A 24,201-nucleotide genomic window follows, 5' to 3' on the forward strand; every position below is an offset into this window, starting at 1 on the left:
TTTTTTCATGGCTACAGGGGTTTACAGCAGCTCGGCGCGCAACTGGTCGGCGCTCTTGGGCGAGAGCAGGCCGGGGGCCACGTCAAACACGGTCTTGCCGCCATGCTGGCCGCTCTGGGCCATGCGGTGGACGGCACGGGCATAGGCCACCAGCACGCTGGAAGTGAACTCGGGGTTGCTGTCCAGCTGCAGACGGTATTCGATGACCTGCCTGTTCTCGGCATTGGTGTTGCCGCTGCGAATCACAAAGCCGCCATGCGGCATGCGGGCATGGTCGCGGGCCAGTTCCTCGGCACTGATGAAGTGAACCGTGGTGTCGTACTCGTCGAAGTAGTGAGGCATTTCCACAATGGTCTTGCGCACGGCTTCGGCGTCGGCTCCCTGCTTGAGCACCACATGGCATTCACGCTGGTGCTTCTCGCGGGTGGACAGTTCGGGGCGCACGCCGGAGCGCACCTTGTCGACAGCCTCCTGCACGGGGACGGTGTACTGCACGCCGCCAGCCACGCCTGCCACGCGCCGGATGGCATCGGAATGGCCTTGGCTCAGGCCCTTGCCCCAGAAGGTGTAGGTGGCACCGTCAGGCAGCAGGGCTTCGCCGAGCACGCGGTTGATGGAGAACATGCCCGGGTCCCAGCCGGCCGAAATCAGTGCCGTGCACTGTCCGCCCCGGGCGGCCTGGTCCACATTGGCAAAGTGCTCGGGAATGCGGGCATGGGTGTCAAAGCTGTCGACCAGATTGAAATGGGCCGCCAGCTCGGGCGCCTGCGTGGGCAGATCGTCCTTGGAGCCGCCGCAGAGAATCAGCACATCAACCTGGCCTTTGTGCGACAGCAAGGCATCCATGGAATGCACGGACGTGCCTGCATCCAGGGGCTTGAGTCCGGAAGGGTCGCGACGGGTGTAGATCCCCTTGAGCTGCATATCGGGGTTTCTGGCGACAGCAGCTTCCACGCCGCGGCCCAGATTGCCGTAACCAACGATAGCAACGCGGATAGGGGATGGGGTCGATGCCATGACAAGCAGTTCCTTCAAAGAAAACAAAGCTTTCATTATTGCCCTGCGATGCACCAACCTGGGGCGGCAACTCCGGCACTCTCAGTCCGATGTGTGTGAACGCCCACGCCATGAATGCAGCAGGCCGTCGACGATCAGCAGGCCCACGGCGGCAAAGATCAGCGCATAGCTGGTCTGCTGCTGCGGCTCCATGCTCTCGCCCAGCAGCCAGGCCACCACGACCAGCAGGACCGGCTCCACATAGGACAGCAGTCCGAACAGACCCAGCGGCAGCCAGCGACTGGCAATCATGTACAGCGCCAGCGCCACGGCGCTGACGATGCCCAGCAAGGGCAACAGGGCCCATAGCATCGGATGGGCCGCCACCAGCGGCCAGCTGGCGGGCGCAGGCAACGTGAAACCGACGGCCACCGGCACCAGCAGGGCCATGTCGATCCAGTGACCGGCCAGGGTATCGGTCTGCAGCTTGCGGCGCAGCGAGAAATACACCGTGTAACCCAGCGCCACCACCCAGGTCTCCCAGGACATGCCGCCCGCCTGCCAGAACTCGTGCGCCACGCCCGCAGCCGCCACCAGCGTGGCCAGGCTCTGGCCCGGCGTCAGGCGCTCGGCAAACAACACGCGCCCGGCCACGACCATCACCAGCGGCAGCAGAAAATAGCCCAGCGACACCGGCAGCGCGCGCCCGTTCATGGGTGCCCACATGAAAATCCAGAGCTGCACGCCCAGCAGCGCCGAACTCAACACCAGCAGCAGTCCAAAGCGGGGCTGGGCCAGGGCTCTCGCCAGCAAGGCGCGTACCGCCGCCACTTCCTTGAGAGCGAACAGCAGGGCCGTGGTAAAGGGCAGCGTCACCAGCACGCGCCAGCCAAAGATCTGCTCGCCATCGAGCGGGGCGAGAAAAGGCGAGAGGTAATACAACGAAGCGAACAGCACGGATGCGAGTACCGAAACCACCACGCCCTTGAACATCACAGACACAAGATCAAGCCTCCAGTTGACCGCCAGCCTTGATCCTTCATGCGCTGGCAGCTGTCCCAAACAAATGGGCCAGCGTCAAGCGGCCCTCACCGATTCTCGGCCACGGCGCGGCCTGCCGGCAGGCAGGCCCTGGTCAGCAAAGCTTTGCACTGTGCGATAGAGTGCGGCTCGCCCTGTACTGCCTGCCCTCTTCATGCCCGACGCCGCCCCCAATCCCCTTTTGCATATCCTCTGGCAGGACGAGCATCTGGTCGCGGTCTACAAACCCGCCGGCTGGCTGGTGCATCGCACAGGGCTGGATGCGCACGAGACGCGCTTTGTCATGCAGACGCTGCGTGACCAACTGGGCCGCCATGTCTGGCCCGTGCACCGGCTGGACAAGGGCACTTGCGGCGTGCTGCTCATGGCACTGAACAAGGAAGCGGCCCAGGCCCTGGCGGCCAGCTTTGCAGCCCATGAAACCCGCAAGGAATATCGGGCCCTGGTGCGCGGCTGGCTGCCCGAAGCGGTGGAAGTCGATCATCCCCTCAAGCCCGACGATGCGCCCGAGGATGCTCCGGTACAGGAGGCGCACACGCGCCTGCGCTGTCTGGCACGGCTGTCCTGGCCTGAAAGTTATGACGGCCGGCACCCCGAGACCCGCATCAGCCTGGTCGAAGCCCTGCCCACCACGGGCCGCCGACACCAGATCCGCCGCCACCTCAAGCATGTGGCCCACCCCATCATCGGCGACGCCACCCACGGCAAGGGCCCGCTGAACCGCTGGTGGGCCGAGCGCCTGGGTCAGCAGCGGCTGTGGCTGCATGCCAGGGCACTGGAGATCGCCCACCCCGTGAGCGGCCAGCTCCTGCGCTTCGAGGCCGACTGGTCTGCCCTGCCCCAGGTTCAGGAAGCGCAGGACTGGCAAAAGCTGCTAGCCCTGCCGGGCTGGCAGTCCACGCCATAAAAATAACTCTCAGCCCTTTTATATCAAGCGCTAACAGCTATTATTTTTGCAATCACGCAGACTTGGGCGTGACACGAACCCACTTGCCTTCCTCGTCGAACTGCAGGCTGGGTGCGGCCACAAACTCGTATTGCACCTCGGGATCGGCCTTGAGCTCGCCCTGCAGCAACTCCACCAGACGCTCGTTGCCCATCTTGAAGCCACAGGCCTGGGCGTGACCACCACCGCCAAAGCTCTCGGCCAGAGGAATGCAGTTGAACTCCGAGCGCGAGCGCAGGCCCACCTTGGTGCCCTTGTGATTGGCATGCCACATCAGTGCAAAGCTGCCGCTCTGACGTGCCAGCAGGTCGCCCACCTGGCTGTGGAACATGCCGGGGCAGTTGACCATCAGGCCCTGCCGGCCGTTGAAGACCAGCACCTGGGCGCCGTCGGCGATATCGGCACAGAGCTTCTGGAATTTCTCGTCCATGGCACCGCCGCGGGCCATGTAGACGGCTTCCTGCTCAGGCGTGAAAGCCGCGATCTCGGCCCAGCGCTCGAAGCTGCGCACGGGCTCCATGTCCAGGGCAGCCAGGAAGGCCGCGCTTTCGGGGAACTCCCATTTCCAGATGTCGCGGTCCTCGATGTAGCGAATCAGGCCCGGCACGGGCTTGTCGGCCTGGAAAAACTCCCAGGCCAGGCGTGCGCCGGACTTGTTCATATCGAAATGGATCACGCCGCACTGGCACTGGTAGCCGCTGAGCTTCTCGGCCGCGCTCTTGTGGTGGTCCAGCACCACGAGCTTGGCCACGCGCGACTCGATCTCGGCCATCAGCGCGGGCTCGAAGGCAAAGTCCAGCACATAGACGGCGCGACCGGCCAGCTCACCCAGGTCGTCGGCCGTCTGAATCTCGCCGTGGTCCAGGCCACGAAACTCGGCCTGGCCTTCATAGAACAGCCAGGCAGCCAGCGCCGCGCCAAAACCGTCGGGGCAGCGACGGCCGTGGTAGAGGATGAGGGGCTTGGGATCGTTGCGATCGGGACGCACCAGCAATTGCTGGAACAGGGAAGTTTTGGCGGTCTGTGCGGTCATAAGCCCGTATTTTCGCCGTTTGCGCCGCAGCAAGCTGGTGCACAGGACATTGCCGCTGCATCAGACCGCCGCTCGAGCCACTGCCCGGGCCCGCCAAAACACATCTGGCGGAACATTCGCCCCCGAGCGCCACAGAGATCGGGCCTGGTGAGTCATCGCTTGCTTTTTTCTCGGTTAGCACAAACGCTGAAATCCCTGATTTCGGTATCTACCTAAGCCCCCACTCCTCGCGTACGCCTATGATGGGGGTCTTGCTATTGAAATGCTGCGGTCACCAGCAGGCCCGCGACGCTTGCCTGCCACGACAGTTACAGCGCTGGGTGCTCCGCGGCCCCTGTATGCGATCTACACCCGATATCACTCCTCACCTCGGTACGCTGCTCAGTTTTCGCCGCGACCTGCATGCCAATCCTGAGCTCAAGTACGAAGAGCACCGCACCGGCGACAAGGTCGCCGCATACCTCACGGCCCTGGGCCTGACCGTGCATCGTGGCCTGGGCCAGACTGGCGTCGTCGCCAGCATCTACGGCAAGGGCCGCAGCAAGGACAACCCCGGTCGCAGCATCGGCATCCGCGCCGACATGGACGCCCTGCCCGTCACGGAAATCAACACCTTCGAGCACATCAGCCAGAACAAGGGCCGCATGCATGCCTGTGGCCACGACGGTCACACCACCATGCTGCTGGGAGCCGCCACCACGCTGGCGCAGCAGCCCGACTTTGACGGCACGGTGCACCTGATCTTCCAGCCCGGCGAAGAAGGCGGAGCCGGCGCCAAGGCCATGATGGATGACGGCCTGTTCGAGAAATTCCCCTGCGAGGCCGTGTTTGCGCTGCACAACTGGCCCTCGCTGCCGGCCGGCCAGATGGCCGTGCGTGTGGGCCCCATCATGGCCTCCACCCTACGCTTCCAGATCAAGGTGCACGGCAAGGGCGGCCACGCAGCCATGCCCCACACCACGCTGGACCCGATTCCCGTGGCCTGCGCCATCGTCAGCCAGCTGCAGACCCTGGTCTCACGCAGCACCGACCCCCTGGATTCGGCCGTGCTCACCGTGGGCAAGATCACCAGCGGCACCGTGGAAAACATCATTCCCGATGACGCCATCATCGCCGGCACCGTGCGCACCCTGAAGAAGGAAACGCGCGAGATGTTCATCGAAGGCATCAAGCGCATCAGCGGACATGTGGCCGCTGCCCACCTGTGCAGCGCCGAGTTCACGCTGCGCCCCGGCTCCTATCCCAACACCACCAACCATGCCCGCGAAGCCAAGTTCATGGCCGCCGTGATGCGCGAGGCCGTGGGTGAGGACAAGGCCTTTGACGACGTGCTGCCCGCCATGACCTCGGAAGACTTCGGCTTCATGCTTGAGGCCGTGCCCGGTGCCTATGGCTGGATCGGCAACGGTCCTACCAACGGCCAACCCGGCGTGAGCCTGCACAACCCGGCCTACGACTTCAACGATGACAACATCGGCCGCGGCTCCCGATTCTGGGATCTGCTGGCGCGTCGCTACTTCGAACAGCCGGCAGCCTGATCACTGCCAGCCAACACGCTCTTCAGCGCTGAAAGCCCTCAACCAGCAATGGTTGCGGGCTTTTTCACATCTTGACATCCGGATCGGGCTCGCCCAGTACCTCGACCTGCCAGCGCTGCTGCGGCCTGGGCATCCCGAGCAGCATGCCCTGCAGCACGATGTCCGGGTTCCATCGCGTCAGCTGCAGCGCCTGCTCGGACAGCTCCACGCCTTCGGCCACCACGCGCAGCTGCAAGCGGTGCGCCACCAGCAGCATAGCCTCCACCAGAGCCGCGTCCTTTTCGGAGCGATGGCTGCCGCTGACGAAGCTCCTGTCGATCTTGAGTTCCTGGATCGGCAGATGCTGCAGGCTGTACATGCTGGAATAGCCGGTGCCGAAGTCATCGAGAGAGATCTCTATCCCAAGGCCGCGCAAGGCCAGCATGCGCCGGCGCGCCTGGTCCAGATCCCGTAGCAAGGTGCCTTCGGTGATCTCCAGCGTCAGCTGGCGCGCATTGGCTCCGGTCTCCCTCAGTATCTTGTCCAGCGTGGCCATGAATTCCTCATGCCCGAACTGCTGGGCGCTGACGTTGACCGACAGACGCAAACCGCGCTCTGCCATGGCCGGTCTCGCCAGCAACGTACAGGCCTGACGCAGCACCCAGTCGCCCAGACGCACGATGAGCTCGGACTCCTCGGCCACCGGAATGAACTCTCCCGGGCTGACCAGCCCCCATTCCGGATGCTGCCAGCGCACCAGCGCCTCGGCGCCCACGCAGCGTCCGCGCGCATCGGTCTGGCTCTGCAGATACAGGCGCAGCTCGCCCTGGGAGATGCCGTGGTACAGATCCTTGGCAATGCGCACGCGCCGGTACACATCCTGAGCCATGCGTGGCTCGAACAGGACCACGCTGCCCGGTCCGCCCTGCTTGGCCTCATGCAGGGCCACGCTGGCAAAACGCAGCACGTCATTGCTGTTGCCGCCCTTGAGGGCCGGCTCCAGCACCGCACCGCCTATGCAGCAGCTGACAAACTCGGTCTCGATCCAGCTATTGAGGGAAAACGGCTTTTGCAAGGCCTTCTTCAAGGTCAGCGCGTACTGCTGCAGTTGCTCCTCCACGCCCTGGGCATGCTTGTGCAGGCTATCGAAGACGATGGCGAATTCCGCAGCCGCGATACGCGCAATCCAGGCATCGTCAGGCAGCGCCTCGACAAGCCTGGCCCCCATGGCCTGCACCAGCTCGTCGCTGTGCTGCATGCCATGCACATCGTTGAAGACGGAAAAGCGATCCACATCCAGCAGCAGCAGACCATGGCAGGCGTCCTGGCGGGCCAGGTTCAGCTCGCGCAGATGCAGGGTCAGCGAGTGGCGGTTGGGCAGGCCCGTGAGCGGGTCCAGATAGACCAGGTCATGGATGCGGCGCTCGGCCAGCACACGCTCGGAGAGATCGCGCTTGAGCTCCACATAATTGACGACCTCGCCCTGCGGCGTGCGGATCGGCGTCACCAGCACCGATTCACGCAAGGCCTCGCCCTTGCTCGTGCGATTGGTCATCTCGCCGCGCCACAGCGAGCCCGTGGCCAGCTGCTTAAGCGCGCGCTGACGGTGACTGCGGTCCATGCCCATGGTGGAGACCAGCTCGGTCGACTGGCCGAGCACCTGCTCGCGCTCATAGCCCGAACGGTTCAGAAAGGCCTCGTTGACATACACGACCTTCAGTTGGGGATCGGTGATGACGATGCTCTCCGGGTTCTGCTCGACCGCCCGGTAGAACTTGCGTAGCTCGTTCTGACTGGCCTCCAGCGCAGCCAGCGTTTCCATGCTTTTCTGCACACGCCGACCCAGGCTGGCCCTGGCCTGCAGACAAATGATGAGCACTAGCATCATCATGCCCACCACATGGATCAGCGCCAGCAGGTGTTCGGTGGCCGACAGCGCCGCAGCCGGCATGCCGATCTGGGGAGCCAGCCACCACAGGGCGACGACGACCAGGGTGGACAAGCCCAGCATCGCCAGGGCGGCACGCGTGCCCTGCACCCAGACCGCAACCACCAGCCAGGCCGGGAAAGCCATCACGGCCGGCCCGTAAAGCCCTCCCGTGTGCCAGGCCCAGAGCAGGCTCAGCAGCCAGTTGCCCCAGACAAAGCAGGACACGGCCCAGGCCCATTTCCTGGCCTTGGCCAGTCCCATGCCCAGCAGCGACAGCAGCATGACGCCGCCGGACAGCGCCAGGTCCATGTCGTCCACTGCGGGTGCCAGCAACCAGACCAGACTCATCATGGCGCCCAGGACCCACATCCAGAGACAGCCCAGCCACACCATGCGGCGCATGGGCAACCGATATCTGGCCTCGACAAAATGACGCCGCATGCAAGCCCTTTAGCATTCAGACTGAATGATGAATGCTAGGGGCAGTTGCCAATTAGTTCAATCGCCCAGGCAAGTCTGATTCAGAAAATCTGCACGCAAGGCCTGCCTGCCCAGTGCCACCTGCCTGAGCCACCCGGGGGCCGGGCGTTAGCCCCAAGCTCAGGGCTGGCGGCGGCGCGCGCTTCTGCGCGCCTTGGTCTGGGCGTCCTTCCTGGCCTGGCGCTCCGCATCTTTTTGCTGGCCCTCGGCAAGCCAGGCCTCAAATTCGGCCGGTGTCTCCAGCGTGATGCGGCCTATGCTCACATCGCGGAAGTCCGTCAGCACCAGCTCGGCCGCCTTCTGCAGATTCACGCGGCCACCGCTCATCACGGCCCCGCGCTTCTTGCCGATCAGCGTCAGCAGCTCGTCGTCGTGCAATGCCGCGATCTCCTCGGCCGAGATGCCCAGCTTGTAGCGCGCCTCCAGCATGGGGGCATAGTGCTTCTGCAGATACAGCAGCAGCTCCAGCGCAACCAGGTCTTCGTCATAGGCATTGCGCCCCACGGCGCCGCTGGCGGCGAGATTGTAGCCGCTTTTCTCCACGATGATGCGCGGCCAAAGCATGCCCGGCGTGTCCCAGAGGTAAAAATCGTCGGCCAGCACGATGCGCTGCTCCAGCTTGGTCACGCCGGCCTCGTTGCCGGTCTTGGCCTGGGTCTTGCCGCTCATGGAGTTGATCAGCGTGGACTTGCCCACATTGGGCACGCCGCAGATCAGCACACGCATGGGCTTGGCCAGACCGCCGCGCGACGGTGCCAGCAGCTTGCACTGCTCGATCAGGCGCTTGGTGGGCGCCGGCTCCGAGGCGTCCAGGCCAATGGCGCGGGTCTCGCTCTGGGCGTTGTACCAGTCCATCCAGGCCTTGGTCTGTACCGGATCGGCCATGTCCTGCTTGTTGAGTATCTTCAGGCGCGGCTTGTGGCCCGTCATCTCCTGCAGCAAGGGATTGGCGCTGGAGCCAGGCAGGCGCGCATCCAGAACCTCGATGACCACATCGATTTCCTTGACGCGCTCCGTGATGGCCTGACGTGTCAGATGCATGTGACCGGGAAACCATTGGATGGCCATAGCGCAGATCTTTCTTGTTGTGCGGGGTGTAGGCACGCAATCGGCGCAAACACCCTTTTATGTCGGTGAATTCAGGCGCGCAAGGATAATCTGCCTCTGCCTTTCTGACCTGTCCGCTCGCTTATGCCCCTGCCATCCGCCCCCCAAAAGCCCAAATCCCGCAACGAAATCCTGATCAAAGGCCTGACGATTGCGCTGATCGGCATCATCATCTTGCTGGCTCCGGTGTTCAAGCCCGAAAGCGGCATCGCCCAGCTGTTTGCCCAGTCCCATATCGTGGGTTGGTTCGCCCTGGTGCTGGGTCTGGCCTTCATAGCCCAGTTTCTCTGGGTTCGCTTCAGGAAATGAGCGATGCGGCCCTGCTGCAGCCGCTGACCCAGGCTCGCAGCCAGATCGCGCTCTGGCAGCAGCGCGCTGCGGCAGCGGCGGTGACACTGCGCCAACCACCACCCGAGCCCACGAGCTGCTGCGGGCGCGGCTGCAACGGCTGCGTCTGGGAAGGCTATTATGGTGCGCTGTCTTTCTGGCTGGAGGATGCGTCCGAAGCCCTGGCCGCAGGCTGAAACCAGACTGCCGGAACTTATGCCGTTTCGGCTTCCTGCGCAGGCAGGCTGCGCGGATGAGCCTCATCTTTCATAGCATCGTCATCGTCATCGAAATCGATATCGACGATCTCGTTACCCAACGACTGGTAGCTGACCCGGAAACGTCCTGCCCCGGCCTCCAGTCGCTGCGCCTGATGGAATAGCTCGCGTGCCGCCGCACTGGACTCCGCCACCAGACCCGCGTTCTGGCTGGTCATATGGTCCAGGGCCTGCACCGCCTCGCTGATCTGGGCAATGCCCTGGTTCTGAGCCTGGGCCGCCTCGGTGATCGATGCGATCAGACCGCTGACCGTGCGCACATCGCGCACGATATGCTCCATGCGCTGACCGGCCTGCAGCGCCAGCGTCTGGCCCGACTTCATCTGCCGGGTGGAATGGTCCATCAGCTGGCGGATCTGCTTGGCCGCTTCGGCACTGCGCTGGGCCAGCTCGCGCACCTCGGCTGCCACCACGGCAAAGCCGCGGCCCTGGGTGCCGGCCCGCGCCGCCTCCACGGCGGCATTCAGTGCCAGGATATTGGTCTGGAAGGCAATCCCGTCTATCACTCCCACAATGGCGGCCACCTGCTGGCTGCTCTGCGCCATGTGCTCCATGTTGCGCACGACCTCCTGCACCACGCTGCCGCCGCTGGCCGCCGCCTCGGCAGCACTGCGCGCACTCTGGTCGGCATGGCGCGCACTGTCGGCCGAATGGGTGACCAGGGTGACCATGTTCTCTATGCTGCTGACCGTGGCCTTGAGCTGCTCTGCCGCATGGGCCGTGCGATCGGAGAGGTCGCTATTGTCCTGCGCCATCTGGCTGGATGCGGCGGCCACCGCCTCCACGCCGCCCTGCACCTCGCCCACCAGGCCCCGCAACTGGCGCGTCATCAGCGCCAGCGACTGCATGAGCCGGCCCAGCTCGTCGCTGCGCCCCGTTGACGGCGGCGCAAAGCTCAGATCGCCCGCCGCAATGGTCTGCGCCAGCTGTACGGCCTCGCTCAGGGGTGAGGTGATGGAGCGAATCGTCGCCAGCGACAGCAGCGCCCCCACCAGCCCCATGAACAGACCCACACCCACGGCCATGCGCTTGGCGACAGCGGTTTGCTCGCGCCCCTGCTGCTCGGCATCCAGGCGCTGCTGCTGCTGGGCCTCGATAAAGGCATCCTGGGCCTGGACATAGCGCCTGGAGGCCGGGATCAGTTGCTCGTCCACCAGCTTCTGCGCCTCCCAGGCCTTGCCCAGGTCGCGCGCCTGATAGGCCTTTTCATAGATATCGAGCACGGCCTTGCGCTCCTGCTCCACCTTGGTCAGCCCGCCCCGATCGACCTCGGTCTGGGCATCGGCCTGTACCTGCTGCTGCAGACCTGCGGCCTGCTGCATCAGCCCGCGCGCTTTCTGCGAGAGCTGAGCGATCAGATGCTCTTCCGACGAGAGCACGCTGGCCAGCGCGGCCTCCACACTCTGCAGTGTCAGCGCCTGCCAGCGCAGCGCTAGATTGATGCGCTTGTCCGTGGCCTGAACGGCTGCGCTGACCCGCTGCTCCACATTCTGCAAATAGCTGAACAGGCCGCCTGCCACCAGCACATTGCACAGCAACAGCCCCAGGAACAAGGCCCACATCTTGCGAGCCACCGAAAGGTTCTGGAATTTCTTCAACAACATGAGCACACCGCCGATCAAGCGCGGAGCGCAGTGCCCCGCCAATCGTTACGATATGAAACACAGATGACGAGGCTGTGACATCGCAGCCTGATCAAAAAGAAAAAGCGCTTGCAACCCAGAAGCCGCAAGCGCTTTCAGCTATCAAATTCGGAGAATCAGCGCAGGCTGGACGGGTCCATATAGCGCTGACGCCACTCTTCGAACGTCATGGTGTCGGCGGCCTCGATGGCCTGCTGAGCAATCACCGACTCCTGGCTCATCTGCTCGTAGCGCGCCTGCTGCTCTGCCGTCCAGGGCATGGCCAGCAAGGCATCACGCGCCTTGGCGGACTGCGTGGTCATGAAGTCGATGAAATGGTTGTCATAGGCGCCGGTGAGCTCCTGCAGCACATGGGCCGAGGGCGTGGACTGCGCGTCCTGCACGCGGGCCAGGGCCTGCTCCAGCGCGGCGCTGTAGTCGCCCGTGCCATGCGCGGCATCCAGCGCCTGGGCATAGGGACGGCACTGCTCCAGCACTTCCTGCGCCCATTCGGTCAGCAGCACCTGCTGGCCGTTGCGCACCAGCGTCAGGCCTGGCTCGCGGCCCTGCTCGGCTGCCAGATGCTGGTTGTGCTTGAGGTCGGCGATTTCCTGGGGCGTGTCATCGGGGCTGTCGCTGTGCAGGCAGTGCAGCAGGAAGACGTCGATCATGCGCATGGTGGCCGGGGCAATGCCCACGGTTTCATAGGGATCGATGTCCATGAGCCGCACTTCCACATACTCCACGCCGCGCTCGCGCAGCGCATGCAGCGGGCGCTCGCCGCTCTTGACGGTGCGTTTGGGGCGGATGGTGCCGTAGAACTCGTTCTCGATCTGCAGCAGACCCGTGCCCAGTTGGTTGTAGTCGCCACCGGGGTTTCTCACGCCCAGTTGCTCGTAGGCCGGGTAGGGACGGGTCAGCGCCTCATGCAGCGAGTCCGCATAGCCCTCGAGTCCGTTGTAGCTGACATTGATGCTGGACTGCGCATCGCTCTGATAGCCCAGTCGCCCCATGCGCAGCGACGTCGCATAGGGCAGATACAGTGCGTTCCTGCCGTCGCCCAGAGGCTGCAGGCGATGCTCGCGCCCTTCCACAAAGCAGGGACACAGCGCGGGAGAGGCACCGTACAGGTACAGCAGCACAAAGGCGTTGCGGCGGAAGTTGCGGATCAGCGCGAAGTACTGGTCGCTGCTCACTCCGGGCAGCGACCAGTTGTAATGAATCCCAGAGATGGTCTGCATGCGGCGGCCATAGCGGTGCCCCAGCCCCATGCGGTAAACGCTCTTGGAACGACCCGAGTGCGAGCCGCCATAACGGCCCAGCGGAATTGTCTCGTCCGTGGGCAGCCGGCAGGGCATGCTGGCGTTCCACATCAGCTCGCCGCTTTCGCTGAGATTGCGCAGCACGAACTGGTGGACTTCGGTCAGCTCGTCCAGGCATTCCTCGACACCCAGGCGCGCGCCGGTGATCAGTTCCAGCTGGGACTCGCTGTAATCGGTGGTGATGTGCGGGTGCGTGAGAGCCGAGCCCAGTTCCGCAGGGTGCGGCGTCAGGGCCAGCGAGCCCGTGGCCAGGGCCCGCAGTCCTTCTTTCTCGATGCCGCGACGAATGCCCAGCAGCCTTTCGGCGGTGGGCATATTCACGACGGCCTGCGATGTCTTCATTGTTTTTACCTTCTTAGTGAAGACGCTGACGACAAACCTCGTCTGCCCAATCGCGCCCAGACGGCGAATGATAGAGAAACAAGGCACAACACGAAGGCGGCTGGCCGCTTAACCACGTTTTTCGGCCTGTTGAGCTGCTACAAGCCCGAAGCCATGCCAGAAATTTGTCAGGTTAACCGAAGCCCTGGCATGAGCACATGCTCACTCCCAAACAGAAAAAGCCCTCGCAAGAGGGCTTTTTTCAGCTGTGCTAATCGCAGCTGGCAGCCGTTGCCGCCGCCGGCACGGGCCAAAAAATGCCGCGAGCTTGGCTTTGATCAATGTCCATGCGCTTTCATGGCCTTGCCCACTTCCACCTGTCCCTGGACGGCGCCGCTGCCCGGCACCTGCTGGCCCTCGCTGGCCGTGACTTCGGCCAGGCGCTCGGCCAGCTCCTCGGGCACGGTCTCGCCCATGCCCAGATAAATGCCCTCGGTCATGGTAATGTGCGCGGCCTCGAAACCGCCGGCACCGGCGCAGACGATGGTGCGTGTGGGCGCGCTCTCGTGCGCCAGCACCAGCATGGCGGGCACCACGGCCTCCGGCTTCAAGGCTTCCAGCACCGGCTCGGGCAGCAGGCCCGCCGTCATGCGCGTGGCTGCCGTGGGGGCCAGTGCGTTGACCCGGATATTGTGCTTGGCGCCTTCGATGGCCAGCGTCTGCATCAGGCCCACCTGGGCCAGCTTGGCCGCACCATAGTTGGCCTGGCCGAAATTGCCATAGAGGCCGGTGGACGAGGTCGTCATCACGATGCGGCCATAGTTCTGCTCCTGCATATACGGCCAGACGGCCTTGCAGCAGTTGGCTGCGCCCATCAGGTGCACGTCGACCACCAGTCGGAAGTCCGCCATATCCATCTTGGCAAAGCTCTTGTCACGCAGAATGCCGGCGTTGTTGACCAGAATGTCCACGCGCCCCCAGGCCGTGATGGCCTGCTTGACCATGGCCTGCACGGCTTCGAAGTCGGTCACGGAGGCCGCGTTGGCAATCGCCTCGCCGCCTGCCGCACGGATTTCATCGACCACCTGCTGTGCCGCCGTGGCCGAGCCGCCCGAGCCGTCCACCGCGCCGCCCAGATCGTTGACCACCACCTTGGCGCCGCGCCTGGCCAGGGCCAGCGCGTGCAGACGCCCCAGACCGCCGCCCGCTCCCGTCACGATGGCCACACGACCTTGAAAATCCATTGCCATGATGTCTTGTTCCTTGCTTGTGCATTGATGCAATCACTTTAAGCCCCCATGCTGCAGCGCAACGTAGCGTTTGCGACTGCCTGCGGGTAAGTCTGGAGCATGCTATTAATTCGGAAGCTTTTACCGCAATCAATCAATTGGTTTCAATATTAAAACTATTCAAATTTCAATATTTGCAAGCGCTACAAGCTCTTTTATCAATAGCAAACATAGGTCATCCACAAGCGACGGGCTTTTCCCCAATTTTTCTCAACAAGCCTGTGGACAAGCCTGAATAGCTTTTGCAGCAATGTTTCAAGCACTTGATTTGCATGGGGTTTTGCAAATTGCCTGTTTTTTAATCAGACCACCATCGACAGACGTCCACTTATCCCGTCCTACGCTGGACATCCTTGTGAACAACTGCACCTGCCTCATGAATAAGTCAGGCAAGTCGTTGATTTCAAAAGGCTCATTTCCAAGCGCTGAAAAAACAGGCAATCCGCACCGGCCCCACGGCCTTGGCAAACCGGCTACAACAACGGGTTTTGCAAAGAATCACCACAGCGCCTCATGTCCAACGCCTCTGCTTTTGCCCCTCCCTTCTTCATCGCCAAGTGCGAGCCCAGCGGCCAGCAGGTCGATGCCTGGGCCGACCAGTCCCTGCTGGACTCGCTGGAGAGCGGCGGCGTGAACTGGCCCAGCTCCTGCCGCAACGGCACCTGCCGCACCTGCATGGGACAGCTGGTATCGGGCAGCGTGCACTACAACATCGAATGGCCGGGCGTGACGAGCGAGGAGCAGGCCGAAGGCTACGTGCTGCCCTGCTGCGCCTATCCCGACAGCGATGTGGTGCTCAAGGATCATGAGTATCTGTAAGCCACTCTGAGCCGCCTTGCTGCTTCTCCCAAGGGGAGGGCATCAATGCTGGAGCAGCCCACGCTGCGGGGCGGCTCTTGCTTGATGCCTTTGAACTAGGCTGTGCCAATACAAGCTGAAGCTTCCAATACTGGAGCGGCCTTGCCGCCTCTGCCGCCAAAGACGGACGGCATCATTGCTGGGGCAGGCATCCTCCGGGGCGGCTCTTGCTGGATGCCACGCATCGGAACTGCGTCCGGTTCTTGCATTGCATCATGGTTTCAGGGTCGGCTCGCGCGCTCAAAGCCCGCTCTGCAATAGAATGAGCGCTTTCCGCAAGGCCTTGCCCTGCAGAAAGCGGCTCCGCCCAGGCGGCCCCCGCCTCACACGTTCTTTGGAAGTCCTGCCTGCGCCCGTGGCGGCGTCGGCAATGCCTCACTGGTGCGTGTCATGCGCCAGCCGCCAACTGCAGTGCATCGCATCCAGTTCACGTCCAAGAAGGCATTCCATGAACAGCTCCCTCCAACCCGTGCCCATCTCGCCCGTCGAAGAAATCGTGGCGGAAATGCGTGCCGGCCGCATGGTCGTTCTCGTTGACGAAGAGGACCGCGAGAACGAAGGCGATCTGGTTCTGGCGTCCGACCATGTCACAGCGGAGGCCATCAACTTCATGGCCCGCTTCGGCCGTGGCCTGATCTGCCTGACGCTGACCCGCGAGCGCTGCGAATTCCTCAAGCTGCCGCCCATGGCCGCGCGCAACGGCACCGTGTACAGCACGGCCTTCACCATCTCCATCGAAGCCGCCGAAGGCGTGACCACCGGCATCTCGGCCGCCGACCGCGCGCGCACCATCCAGGTGGCCGTGAACAAGAACAGCCAGCCCAGCGATCTGGTGCAACCCGGCCATATCTTCCCGCTGCAGGCCGTGGACGGCGGCGTACTCATGCGCGCCGGCCATACCGAAGCCGGTTGCGACCTGGCCGCGCTGGCAGGCTGCACGCCCTCGGCCGTGATCTGCGAGATCATGAAGGACGACGGCACCATGGCCCGCCTGCCCGATCTGCAGCTGTTCTGCGCCGAGCATGGCATCAAGATCGGCACGATTGCCGACCTCATCGAATACCGCAGCCGCAATGAATCCCTGCTGCAGAAAGTGGGCAGCCGCCCCATGCAGACCGCCCATGGCGAATTCATCGCCCATGCCTTCCGCGACGTGCCCAGCGGCTCCGTGCACCTGGCACTGGTCAAGGGCGAATGGCAGCCAGACACCACCGTGCCCGTGCGCGTGCACGAGCCGCTGTCAGTGCTCGATGCGCTCGAAACCGGCCGCAACCAGCATTCCTGGTGTCTGGATGAAAGCCTCAAATACATCAACGGCAATGGCCAGGGCGTGGCCGTGCTGCTCAACTGCAGCGAATCCGGCGAGCAGTTGCTGACCCAGTTCGAAGGCAAGGCCCGTTCGGCCCAGGCCCCGGAACGCGGCCGCATGGACCTGCGCACCTATGGCGTGGGCGCGCAAATCCTGCGCGAGCTGGGCGTGAGCAAGATGCAGCTTATGGGCCAGCCCCGCCGCATGCCCAGCATGGCGGGCTACGGCCTGGAAATCACGGGTTACATCCCCAAGGAATAAGAGACGGACCACCAGATGCAAAACGCAGAAAAAGGCCAAGGCCAAAACCTGAACGGCGCCGGACTGAAGATCGGCATCGTGCAGGCACGCTTCAACGAAAGCATTACCAACACCCTGTTTGCCTCCTGCCGCGACGAGCTGCTGGCACTGGGTGTGAAGACCGAGAACATCGACCATGTCACCGTCCCCGGCGCACTCGAAGTGCCCGTGGCACTTCAGACACTGGCCGACACCGATCAGTACGACGCCCTGGTGGCGCTGGGCTGCATCATCCGTGGGGAGACATACCACTTCGAGCTGGTAGCCAACGAATCGGGCGCGGGCGTGACACGCCTGAGCCTTGACTACCGGCTGCCGATCGCCAACGCGATCATCACCACTGAAAACATGGAGCAGGCCATCGCCCGCCAGGTCGAGAAGGGCCGCGACGCAGCCCGCGTCGCCGTGGAAATGGCCAATCTGCTCAACTCCTACGACGATCATGAGTGAAGAACAATCCAGCGAGTCCGGCTCGCGCCGCCCACCCCAGAAGCGCACCGGCCTGACCAGCACCGGCGCACGCAAGGCGGGCTCCAAGTCCAACCGCAGCCGCGCACGCGAATTCGCACTGCAAGGTCTGTATCAGCACATCGTGGGCCGCAATGCGGTGCTCGACATCGATCGCTTCACGCGCGATCTGGCCGGCTTTCACAAGGCCGACGTGGTGCACTACGACGCACTGCTGCGCGGCTGCGTGGAAAACGAAGTCTCCCTGGATGCGCTGATCACGCCCAAGCTCGATCGCGGCCTGACCGAGATCTCGCCCATTGAACATGCCTGCATGTGGATTGGCGTGTACGAGTTCCAGAACTGCCCTGACGTGCCCTGGCGCGTGGTGCTCAACGAGTGCATCGAGCTGGCCAAGGAATTTGGCGGCACCGACGGTCACAAGTATGTCAACGCCGTGCTCAACGGGCTGGCTCCCGAGCTGCGTGCCACCGAAGTGGCGCATGACCGCGCCAACAAGTCTGCCAGCTGAAGCGCTTGACCTGCAGCGCCGCGCCTGCGCGGCCCTGCTGCCGCTGCATGCATAGTCAAAGCAAACACTGCAACAGGGCCGCTGGTGCTATCGTGCACCCGCTGGCTGGTTGCAGTTTTTTTATGGGCGCAAAGCTGCTGCAGCGTACGCCCTGCAGTTGCCCGATTGCTCCCAAACGCTGATTGATTGAAAGAATAACGTCGTCCATGTCCGTCATTGAGCTTTCCCGCCGCGCCCAACGCATCGAGCCTTTCTACGTCATGGAAATGGCCAAGCACGCGCAGGAAGTGGCCCGCCAGTCCAGCGCCAGCGGCACGCCCATGATCTACCTGAACATCGGCGAGCCGGACTTCAGCGCCCCGCCCCTGGTGCAGGAAGCGGCTGAGCGCGCCATCCGCGGCGGCCGCACGCAATACACCCAGGCTCCGGGCCTGCCCGAGCTGCGCGAGCGCATCAGCGCCTGGTACGCCAGCCGCTTCGGCGTGGACGTGCCGGCGCGCCGCATCATCATCACGGCCGGCGCCTCGGCCGCGCTGCAGCTGGCCTGCCTGGCGCTGATCGACGAGGGCGACGAGGTGCTGATGCCCGATCCCAGCTACCCCTGCAACCGCCACTTTGTCTCGGCGGCCGAGGGCAAGCCGGTGCTCATCCCCTCTTCGGCGGCGGAGCGCTTCCAGCTCAGCGCCGCCAAGGTCGAAGCGGCATGGGGCGAGCGCACACGCGGCGTGATGCTGGCCTCGCCTTCCAACCCCACGGGCACCTCGATTGCTCCCGATGAGCTGCGCCGCATCCACGACGTCGTGCGCGCCAAAGGCGGGTTGACCATCGTCGATGAAATCTATCTGGGCCTGTCCTATGACGAAGCCTTCGGCCAATCGGCCCTGAAGCTGGGCGATGACATCATCTCCATCAACAGCTTCAGCAAATACTTCAATATGACGGGCTGGCGCCTGGGCTGGATGGTGGTGCCCGAGTCCCTGGTTGCGCCCATCGAGATGCTGGCCCAGCATCTGTTCATCTGCGCCAGCACCGTGTCGCAATATGCGGCCCTGGCCTGCTTCGAGCCTGAAAGCATCGCCGAGTACGAGCGTCGCCGCGCCGAGTTCAAGGCCCGCCGCGACTACTTCATCCCGGCTCTCGAATCGATTGGTATGCCCGTGCCCGTCAAGCCCGACGGCGCCTTCTACGCCTGGGCCGACTGCCGCGCCGCTGCCGAAAAGCTCGGCGTGAAGGGCAGCTGGGACTTTGCCTATGCGCTGATGAACCAGGCTCACCTGGCCATCACCCCCGGCCGCGACTTCGGTCAGGCCGAGACGGCAAACTATGTGCGCTTTTCCACCGCCAACTCGATGGAGCAGCTGCAGGAAGCGATTGCTCGCATGAAAAAGCTCTTGTGCTGAACCCGTGATGATGCAGAGCCAACCAGCGCCTTTGTCTGACGGGGCCGATGCCATGCAAGCCGCCGCAGCGGGGGTGTTCACATTCCCGATACGCGTTTACTGGGAAGACACCGACGCCGGCGGCGTCGTGTTCTATGCCAACTACCTCAAGTTCTTCGAGCGTGCTCGAACCGAGTGGTTGCGCTCGCTGGGCATCGCCCAGCAAAAGCTGCGGGAACAAACCGGCGGCATCTTTGTCGTAACGTCTGCGCAGCTTGAATATCTGCACCCGGCGCGACTCGATGACCAACTCTTTGTTACCGCTAGCTTGAAAAGTGCCGGCCGTGCTTCGCTCACAATCGAGCAGCAGGCGCTGCTGGTGCATTCCGACAGTCAGCCCCAAGAGTCCACGCCGCTGTGCACGGGCTCAATCCGAATTGGGTGGGTGGATGGCACGACCATGCGCCCCGCGAGAATTCCGAACCATATCCTGGAGCAACTTTCATGAACTCCCAAGACATGTCCATCCTCAGCCTCATCATGCAGGCCAGCTGGGTGGTGCAACTGGTCATGCTGATCCTGGTGATCGCATCCATAGCGAGCTGGGCCACCATTTTCCGCAAGGCCCAGACCCTGAAGCGCGTGCGCACGCTCAACGACAATTTCGAGCAGGACTTCTGGTCGGGCACCAGCCTCAACGACCTCTACGCCTCTGCGGCGCAGAACGCCAAGACCGGCGGCCCCATGGAGCGCATCTTTGCCAGCGGTATGCGTGAATACCAGAAGCTGCGCGAGCGCCGCATCGGCGATGTCGCCACCCTGATGGACGGCACGCGCCGTGCCATGCGCGCCAGCTTCCAGCGCGAACTTGACGAGATCGAATCCGGCCTGTCCTTCCTGGGCACGGTGGCCTCGGTCTCGCCCTATGTCGGCCTGTTCGGCACCGTGTGGGGCGTGATGCACGCCTTCACCGGCTTTGCCAATATGGAGCAGATCACCCTGGCCACCGTAGCCCCCGGCATTGCCGAAGCCCTGGTCGCCACCGCCATGGGTCTGTTTGCGGCCATCCCCGCCGTAACGGCCTACAACCGCTACGCCCACCACATCGACCGCATCGCCAGCCAGGAAGAGACCTTCATCGAGGAGTTCTCCAATATCCTGCAGCGCAATGTCGGTGCCACCGCCAGCGGCTCCGCCTCCGGCCATTGAGATGAAGCAGGCCCTGAGTCGCTTCGCGCCTGCCCCCTCCCTCTTCGGCAGGGGGACGACAACTTCGCTGGGGCAGCCCCTGCTGCGCGGCAGCCCTTGCCCGGTGTCTTCGGCCTGCGCTGAGCAGTCTATTTGTAAGGAGTGTGATCCATGCCAGCCATGAGTTCACGCGGTCGCAATCGCCGCACCGTCAACGAAATCAATATGGTGCCCTTCATCGACGTGATGCTGGTGCTGCTCATCATCTTCATGGTGACGGCGCCCATGCTCACGCCGGGCTCCATCAACGTGCCCAGCGCGGGCAAGTCCTCGCGCCCGCCGACCAAGAACATTGCCTATGTGCTACTCGACAAGGACGGCAGCATTCAGTTCAAGAACGGCAGCAACACCCAGACCATCAAGCTCGACGACCTCAAGGGTCTGGCCCAGTCCTGGCAGCAAGGCCAGGGCGAGGACAGCGCCATACAGATCATCGCTGACAAGGGTCTGCCTTTTGACGACGTCATGAAGGCGCACACCACGCTGTCCAAGGCCGGCGTCAAGCGCATTGCCTTCGGCGTCGTTTCCTCTTCCAGCAATTGATCCCCTACAGGAAGCTCTGCCGCCAGCCGCGACTTTGATACCTTGAAGCCGCAGCCTGCGCAGACCACCAATTCACCATGCCTAACCAGCAAGATCGCGATCAGTTTGCCCCGCCCCGCCCCAAAGGCCGGGCGCGCTCATGGTCGCTCGCCCTGGCCGCGCACGGGTTGCTGATCGCGGCCCTGCTGTGGACGGTGCGCCCCCCCAAAGAAGCCGACGAAGCCATGGTCGAAGCCGAGGTCTGGAGCAGTTCCGCGCCCGCCTCTGCCGCCGCCGTGACACCGCCGCCCCCTGCCCCGGAGCCTACTCCGGAACCGCCCCCCGCGCCCGAGCCGCCGCCACCTCCACCGGAGCCCGTGGTGGCTCCGCCGCTACCTCCTGTTCCCAAGGTCCAGGCCCCTGACGACGATCATGAGGCCGAGATCGCCCTGGCCAAGAAGAAAAAGCAGGAGCAGCTGAAGAAGGAAAAGGCGGAGCAGGAAGCCCGCGAACAGCGGGAAAAAGAGCGCAAGGAAAAAGCAGAGAAGGACAAGGCCGAAAAGGAAAAGGCCGAAAAGGCTCAGCAGGAAAAGCAGAAGGCTGAAAAGGCGGAGAAGGAGCGCAAGGAAAAGCTCGAGCACGAAAAAAAGGAAAAGGCCGACAAGACTGCCAAGGACAAGGCCGAGAAGGAAAAAGCGGAAAAGGCCGAAAAGGAAAAGGCCGACAAAGCCGCCAAGGACAAGGCTGCCAGGGAAAAAGCCGAGAAGGACAAGGCCGATAAGGAAAAAGCAGCCAAGGAAGCCAAGGAGAAGGCGGCCAGGGACGCCAAGGATGCCAAGGCAGCCGATGACCGTCGCAAGGCCGAGCTGGCACGCCTGCAAGGGCTGGCTGGCGGCTCCGGCGGCAGCGATCAGGCCGGCAGCGGCGGCAGCCGCACGGGCGGTGCGGGCAGCAGTGCCAGCGGCGGCCCATCGGCGGGTTATGCGGCCAAGGTGGCAGCGCGCGTCAAGCCCAACATCGTCTACCCCGATGCGGTCAGCGGCAATCCGCGTGCCGAGGTTCGCGTGCGTACGGCACCGGACGGCACCATCACCAACGCCACGATCTCCAAGTCCAGCGGCAACGCGGCCTGGGACGAAGCCGTGGTTCGCGCCCTGCACAAGACCGACAAGCTGCCGCGCGATATCGACGGCAAGGTGCCGTCGGACCTGGTCATAGGTTTCAGACCCCAGGACTGACGCGGAACTGCGCCCTCGCTGTCCCCCAAGCCCCGCAGGCATGGCCTGCGGGGCTTTTCTCTATCTGTGGTCAATCCACAACGCACCGAGCTGCACGGCTTGCGCCGCCGCCCGCCAGTCCATAGCATGCCTTTCTTTGCCGCAATCCACGACGGATTGCGCGCTTTCACACTCACGCAAAGGAGAGAGCCATGTCCCAGACGACAAATCCCTTTGCAGTCGTGCCCGCCTAAAGCCTTCTAGCGCTTCCCGCCACGCTGCAGACCTCGCCCGGCCCATCAACGGTATGGAGTCAGGCCTTGCGCTGCGCGTGAATTTCCGGATGCCTCTCGGCCGAGCATGTCGCGACTGCCTATCGCTGATTTCATGCATTCGACCAAGGGCCATTCATGGGCAATTCTTTTTCGGACACCTATATCAAGGTGTTCGCCAACCGCAGCGTCTGGATCGAGGACGCTGCCATCCAGCAACTTCACACCACCGCCGCCAATCTGGACGGCATCCGCGCCGCCGTCGGCCTGCCCGACCTGCATCCGGGCCGGGGCTATCCGGTAGGCGCGGCATTCTTCTCGACAGGACGCTTCTATCCGGCCCTGGTCGGCGGCGACATAGGCTGCGGCATGTCCCTGTACGCGACCGAACTGGCCGTGCACAAGACTTCGGGCGCCAAGCTTGAAAAAGCCGTGGGCAATATCGACGGCCCTCTGCCTCAGGAGCTGCTGGAGACCGTGGACATGGAGCAGCTGCAGCAGATTGCGCAGACCAGCGGTGTCGCTGACCTGGCCTATCTGCAGCAGAGCCTGGGCACCATCGGCGGCGGCAACCACTTTGCCGAACTGCAGCAGGTCGAGACCCTCTATGAGGAAGGCGCGCTCGACAAAAAGCGCGTGCACCTCATGGTGCACAGCGGCTCGCGCGGCCTTGGCGGCGCCATACTGCGCGAGCATGTACAGCGCTTCAGCCACGACGGCCTGGCCGCCGGCACCGAAGCCGCAGGGCAATACCTGCTGCAGCACGATGCCGCCATTGACTATGCACAGCTCAACCGCCGCAGCATCGCCCAGCGCCTGCTGCGCGCGATCCGCACCCAGGGCGAGGCCGTGCTCGACATCACGCACAACCATGTGCTGCCCCACCACTGGCAGGGCCAGGACGGCTTTCTGCACCGCAAGGGCGCCACGCCGGCAGACCGGGGTCTGGTCGTCATTCCGGGCTCGCGCGGCGACTATAGCTATCTGGTGCGGCCCATCACCGGCCGGCACGAGGCCCTCGATTCGCTGGCCCACGGCGCCGGCCGCAAATGGGCACGCACGGACTGCGTGGGCCGGCTGCGGCCCCGCTTCACGCTGGACGAGCTGCTGCGCACGCGCTTTGGCAGCGCCGTGGTCTGCGCCGACCGCGAGCTGGTCTACGAGGAGGCCCCCCAGGCCTACAAGGATGTGGACTCCGTGGTCGCCAGCCTGCAGCAAGCCGGCCTGGTGGAGCTGGTCGCGCGTCTCAAGCCCCTGCTGACCTACAAGAAGGGAGCGCTGCAATGCTGCTGATGCAACTGAGCTCCGCCCACGGCCCCGCCGAGTGCGAATACGCGCTGCAACTGACACTGCGCAAGCTGCTGCAGGCCTGCGCCGCCGAGGATCTTGCGGTCGAGGTGCTGGAGGAGTTCCGCACCCCGGCCGGCTACAGGTCGGTGCTGCTGCGCTGCGAGCGCGAGACGCCAGCCCTGCGCGAATGGCTGGGCACCATCCAGTGGGTCTTCGCCAGCCCTTTCCGCCCCCGGCATCCGCGCAAGAACTGGTTCGTCGCCGTGCAACGCTGCGAGCCGCCGCGCCAGCTGGCCATGGACGGCGAAATCCAGTTCCAGTCCTGCAAGGCTTCCGGCAAGGGAGGCCAGCATGTCAACACCACGGACTCGGCCGTCCATGCCCTGCATGTGCCCAGCGGGATTGCCGTCAAGGTCATGAGCGAACGCAGCCAGCATGCCAACAAGCGGCTGGCACGCGAGCTGCTGGCCATCAAGCTGGCGCAGCACAATGCGCGCAGCGAGGGGCAGGCCCAGCGCCTACGCAGCCAGCAGCACTGGGAAGTCGAGCGCGGTCAGGCCGTCAAGGTCTTCCGCCTGTAACCGTCCCTTGACGACGTTGCCGCCCGCCTCCCGAGCG

Annotated in this window: 23 protein-coding genes; 15 read left to right on the top strand and 8 right to left on the bottom strand. The window is 63.9% G+C overall.

Translation table 11 applies throughout. The features are described 5' to 3' along the window. Nucleotides 1-21: 21 nt before the first annotated feature. Both F3J24_RS16120 and rarD read right to left on the bottom strand, forming a co-directional pair. Nucleotides 22-1,017, bottom strand: coding sequence for a diaminopimelate dehydrogenase (locus F3J24_RS16120; RefSeq protein ID WP_167008442.1), 996 nt, complete (start codon nt 1,015-1,017; stop codon nt 22-24). A gap of 81 nt (nt 1,018-1,098) precedes the next feature. Next, nucleotides 1,099-1,989, bottom strand: a complete 891-nt coding sequence (gene rarD, locus F3J24_RS16125) for an EamA family transporter RarD (RefSeq protein WP_167009338.1) — start codon at nt 1,987-1,989, stop codon at nt 1,099-1,101. A gap of 202 nt (nt 1,990-2,191) precedes the next feature. Here rarD and F3J24_RS16130 point away from each other — a divergent pair, with 202 nt between their 5' ends. Beyond that, nucleotides 2,192-2,944 (top strand): pseudouridine synthase, encoded by a 753-nt coding sequence (locus tag F3J24_RS16130; protein WP_205244814.1) that lies wholly within the window; start codon nt 2,192-2,194, stop codon nt 2,942-2,944. 52 nt (nt 2,945-2,996) lie between these two features. On the opposite strand, the gene F3J24_RS16135 is transcribed toward F3J24_RS16130, so the two are convergent. Beyond that, nucleotides 2,997-4,016 (bottom strand): DHH family phosphoesterase, encoded by a 1,020-nt coding sequence (locus F3J24_RS16135; protein ID WP_167008445.1) that lies wholly within the window; start codon nt 4,014-4,016, stop codon nt 2,997-2,999. Nucleotides 4,017-4,354: 338 nt separating this feature from the next. Here F3J24_RS16135 and F3J24_RS16140 point away from each other — a divergent pair, with 338 nt between their 5' ends. Further along, nucleotides 4,355-5,554, top strand: coding sequence for a M20 aminoacylase family protein (locus F3J24_RS16140; RefSeq protein WP_167008448.1), 1,200 nt, complete (start codon nt 4,355-4,357; stop codon nt 5,552-5,554). Between the two features lie 64 nt (nt 5,555-5,618). On the opposite strand, the gene F3J24_RS16145 is transcribed toward F3J24_RS16140, so the two are convergent. Continuing rightward, nucleotides 5,619-7,904 (bottom strand): bifunctional diguanylate cyclase/phosphodiesterase, encoded by a 2,286-nt coding sequence (locus F3J24_RS16145; protein ID WP_167008450.1) that lies wholly within the window; start codon nt 7,902-7,904, stop codon nt 5,619-5,621. 159 nt (nt 7,905-8,063) lie between these two features. Continuing rightward, nucleotides 8,064-9,011 (bottom strand): ribosome biogenesis GTPase YlqF, encoded by a 948-nt coding sequence (gene ylqF / locus F3J24_RS16150; protein WP_167008453.1) that lies wholly within the window; start codon nt 9,009-9,011, stop codon nt 8,064-8,066. A 123-nt stretch (nt 9,012-9,134) separates the two neighbouring features. On the opposite strand from ylqF, the gene F3J24_RS16155 reads away from it, so the two are divergent. After that, entirely contained in the window at nt 9,135-9,359 is a 225-nt protein-coding gene (locus tag F3J24_RS16155; RefSeq protein WP_003053269.1) for a hypothetical protein, read from the top strand. After that, entirely contained in the window at nt 9,356-9,574 is a 219-nt protein-coding gene (locus F3J24_RS16160; protein ID WP_167008456.1) for an oxidoreductase-like domain-containing protein, read from the top strand. Before F3J24_RS16155 ends, F3J24_RS16160 begins: the two co-directional genes overlap by 4 nt. Before the next feature lie 17 nt (nt 9,575-9,591). Here the strand turns inward: F3J24_RS16160 and F3J24_RS16165 are convergent, their stop codons facing one another. The 3 genes from F3J24_RS16165 to F3J24_RS16175 all read right to left on the bottom strand — a co-directional run bounded on the left by F3J24_RS16165 (nt 9,592) and on the right by F3J24_RS16175 (nt 14,170). Then, nucleotides 9,592-11,259, bottom strand: a complete 1,668-nt coding sequence (locus tag F3J24_RS16165; protein ID WP_167008459.1) for a methyl-accepting chemotaxis protein — start codon at nt 11,257-11,259, stop codon at nt 9,592-9,594. Nucleotides 11,260-11,414: 155 nt separating this feature from the next. Beyond that, the gene (gene gshA, locus F3J24_RS16170) at nt 11,415-12,941 is read right to left on the bottom strand and encodes a glutamate--cysteine ligase (RefSeq protein ID WP_167008462.1); all 1,527 of its coding nucleotides are present in this window, start codon (nt 12,939-12,941) and stop codon (nt 11,415-11,417) included. 317 nt (nt 12,942-13,258) lie between these two features. Next, the gene (locus F3J24_RS16175) at nt 13,259-14,170 is read right to left on the bottom strand and encodes an SDR family NAD(P)-dependent oxidoreductase (protein ID WP_167008465.1); all 912 of its coding nucleotides are present in this window, start codon (nt 14,168-14,170) and stop codon (nt 13,259-13,261) included. 552 nt (nt 14,171-14,722) lie between these two features. On the opposite strand from F3J24_RS16175, the gene F3J24_RS16180 reads away from it, so the two are divergent. The 11 genes from F3J24_RS16180 (at nt 14,723) to prfH (ending at nt 24,164) form a co-directional block, all read left to right on the top strand. Next, nucleotides 14,723-15,028 carry a 2Fe-2S iron-sulfur cluster-binding protein gene (locus F3J24_RS16180; RefSeq protein WP_167008468.1) on the top strand — a complete coding sequence of 102 codons (306 nt, stop codon included), beginning with the start codon at nt 14,723-14,725 and terminating at the stop codon, nt 15,026-15,028. A 487-nt stretch (nt 15,029-15,515) separates the two neighbouring features. Next, nucleotides 15,516-16,637: a bifunctional 3,4-dihydroxy-2-butanone-4-phosphate synthase/GTP cyclohydrolase II gene (gene ribBA / locus F3J24_RS16185; protein ID WP_003053263.1), complete on the top strand. Its 1,122-nt coding sequence runs from the start codon at nt 15,516-15,518 to the stop codon at nt 16,635-16,637. Nucleotides 16,638-16,652: 15 nt separating this feature from the next. Then, nucleotides 16,653-17,126: a 6,7-dimethyl-8-ribityllumazine synthase gene (gene ribH, locus F3J24_RS16190; protein ID WP_003053262.1), complete on the top strand. Its 474-nt coding sequence runs from the start codon at nt 16,653-16,655 to the stop codon at nt 17,124-17,126. Further along, on the top strand, nt 17,119-17,655 hold the full coding sequence (gene nusB / locus F3J24_RS16195) for a transcription antitermination factor NusB (protein ID WP_043005483.1): 537 nt from the start codon (nt 17,119-17,121) through the stop codon (nt 17,653-17,655). Before ribH ends, nusB begins: the two co-directional genes overlap by 8 nt. 206 nt (nt 17,656-17,861) lie before the next feature. Beyond that, a complete protein-coding gene (locus F3J24_RS16200) occupies nt 17,862-19,055 on the top strand; it encodes a pyridoxal phosphate-dependent aminotransferase (protein ID WP_205244815.1) in 1,194 nt (397 codons plus the stop codon). 52 nt (nt 19,056-19,107) lie between these two features. Beyond that, the gene (gene ybgC, locus F3J24_RS16205; RefSeq protein WP_167008471.1) at nt 19,108-19,542 is read left to right on the top strand and encodes a tol-pal system-associated acyl-CoA thioesterase; all 435 of its coding nucleotides are present in this window, start codon (nt 19,108-19,110) and stop codon (nt 19,540-19,542) included. Then, nucleotides 19,539-20,243, top strand: a complete 705-nt coding sequence (tolQ, locus tag F3J24_RS16210) for a protein TolQ (protein ID WP_043005484.1) — start codon at nt 19,539-19,541, stop codon at nt 20,241-20,243. The genes ybgC and tolQ overlap by 4 nt, the downstream gene beginning before the upstream one ends. Nucleotides 20,244-20,393: 150 nt before the next feature. Further along, on the top strand, nt 20,394-20,825 hold the full coding sequence (locus F3J24_RS16215; RefSeq protein ID WP_012839211.1) for a biopolymer transporter ExbD: 432 nt from the start codon (nt 20,394-20,396) through the stop codon (nt 20,823-20,825). A 77-nt stretch (nt 20,826-20,902) separates the two neighbouring features. Further along, nucleotides 20,903-22,042 carry a cell envelope integrity protein TolA gene (gene tolA / locus F3J24_RS16220; RefSeq protein ID WP_167008474.1) on the top strand — a complete coding sequence of 380 codons (1,140 nt, stop codon included), beginning with the start codon at nt 20,903-20,905 and terminating at the stop codon, nt 22,040-22,042. A gap of 389 nt (nt 22,043-22,431) precedes the next feature. Continuing rightward, on the top strand, nt 22,432-23,586 hold the full coding sequence (locus F3J24_RS16225; RefSeq protein WP_167008477.1) for an RNA ligase RtcB family protein: 1,155 nt from the start codon (nt 22,432-22,434) through the stop codon (nt 23,584-23,586). Beyond that, on the top strand, nt 23,577-24,164 hold the full coding sequence (gene prfH, locus F3J24_RS16230; protein WP_167008480.1) for a peptide chain release factor H: 588 nt from the start codon (nt 23,577-23,579) through the stop codon (nt 24,162-24,164). Before F3J24_RS16225 ends, prfH begins: the two co-directional genes overlap by 10 nt. Nucleotides 24,165-24,201 lie beyond the last annotated feature (37 nt).

Origin of the sequence: Comamonas sp. Tr-654 (assembly GCF_011752915.1) — a bacterium.
Taxonomy (GTDB): domain Bacteria; phylum Pseudomonadota; class Gammaproteobacteria; order Burkholderiales; family Burkholderiaceae_C; genus Comamonas.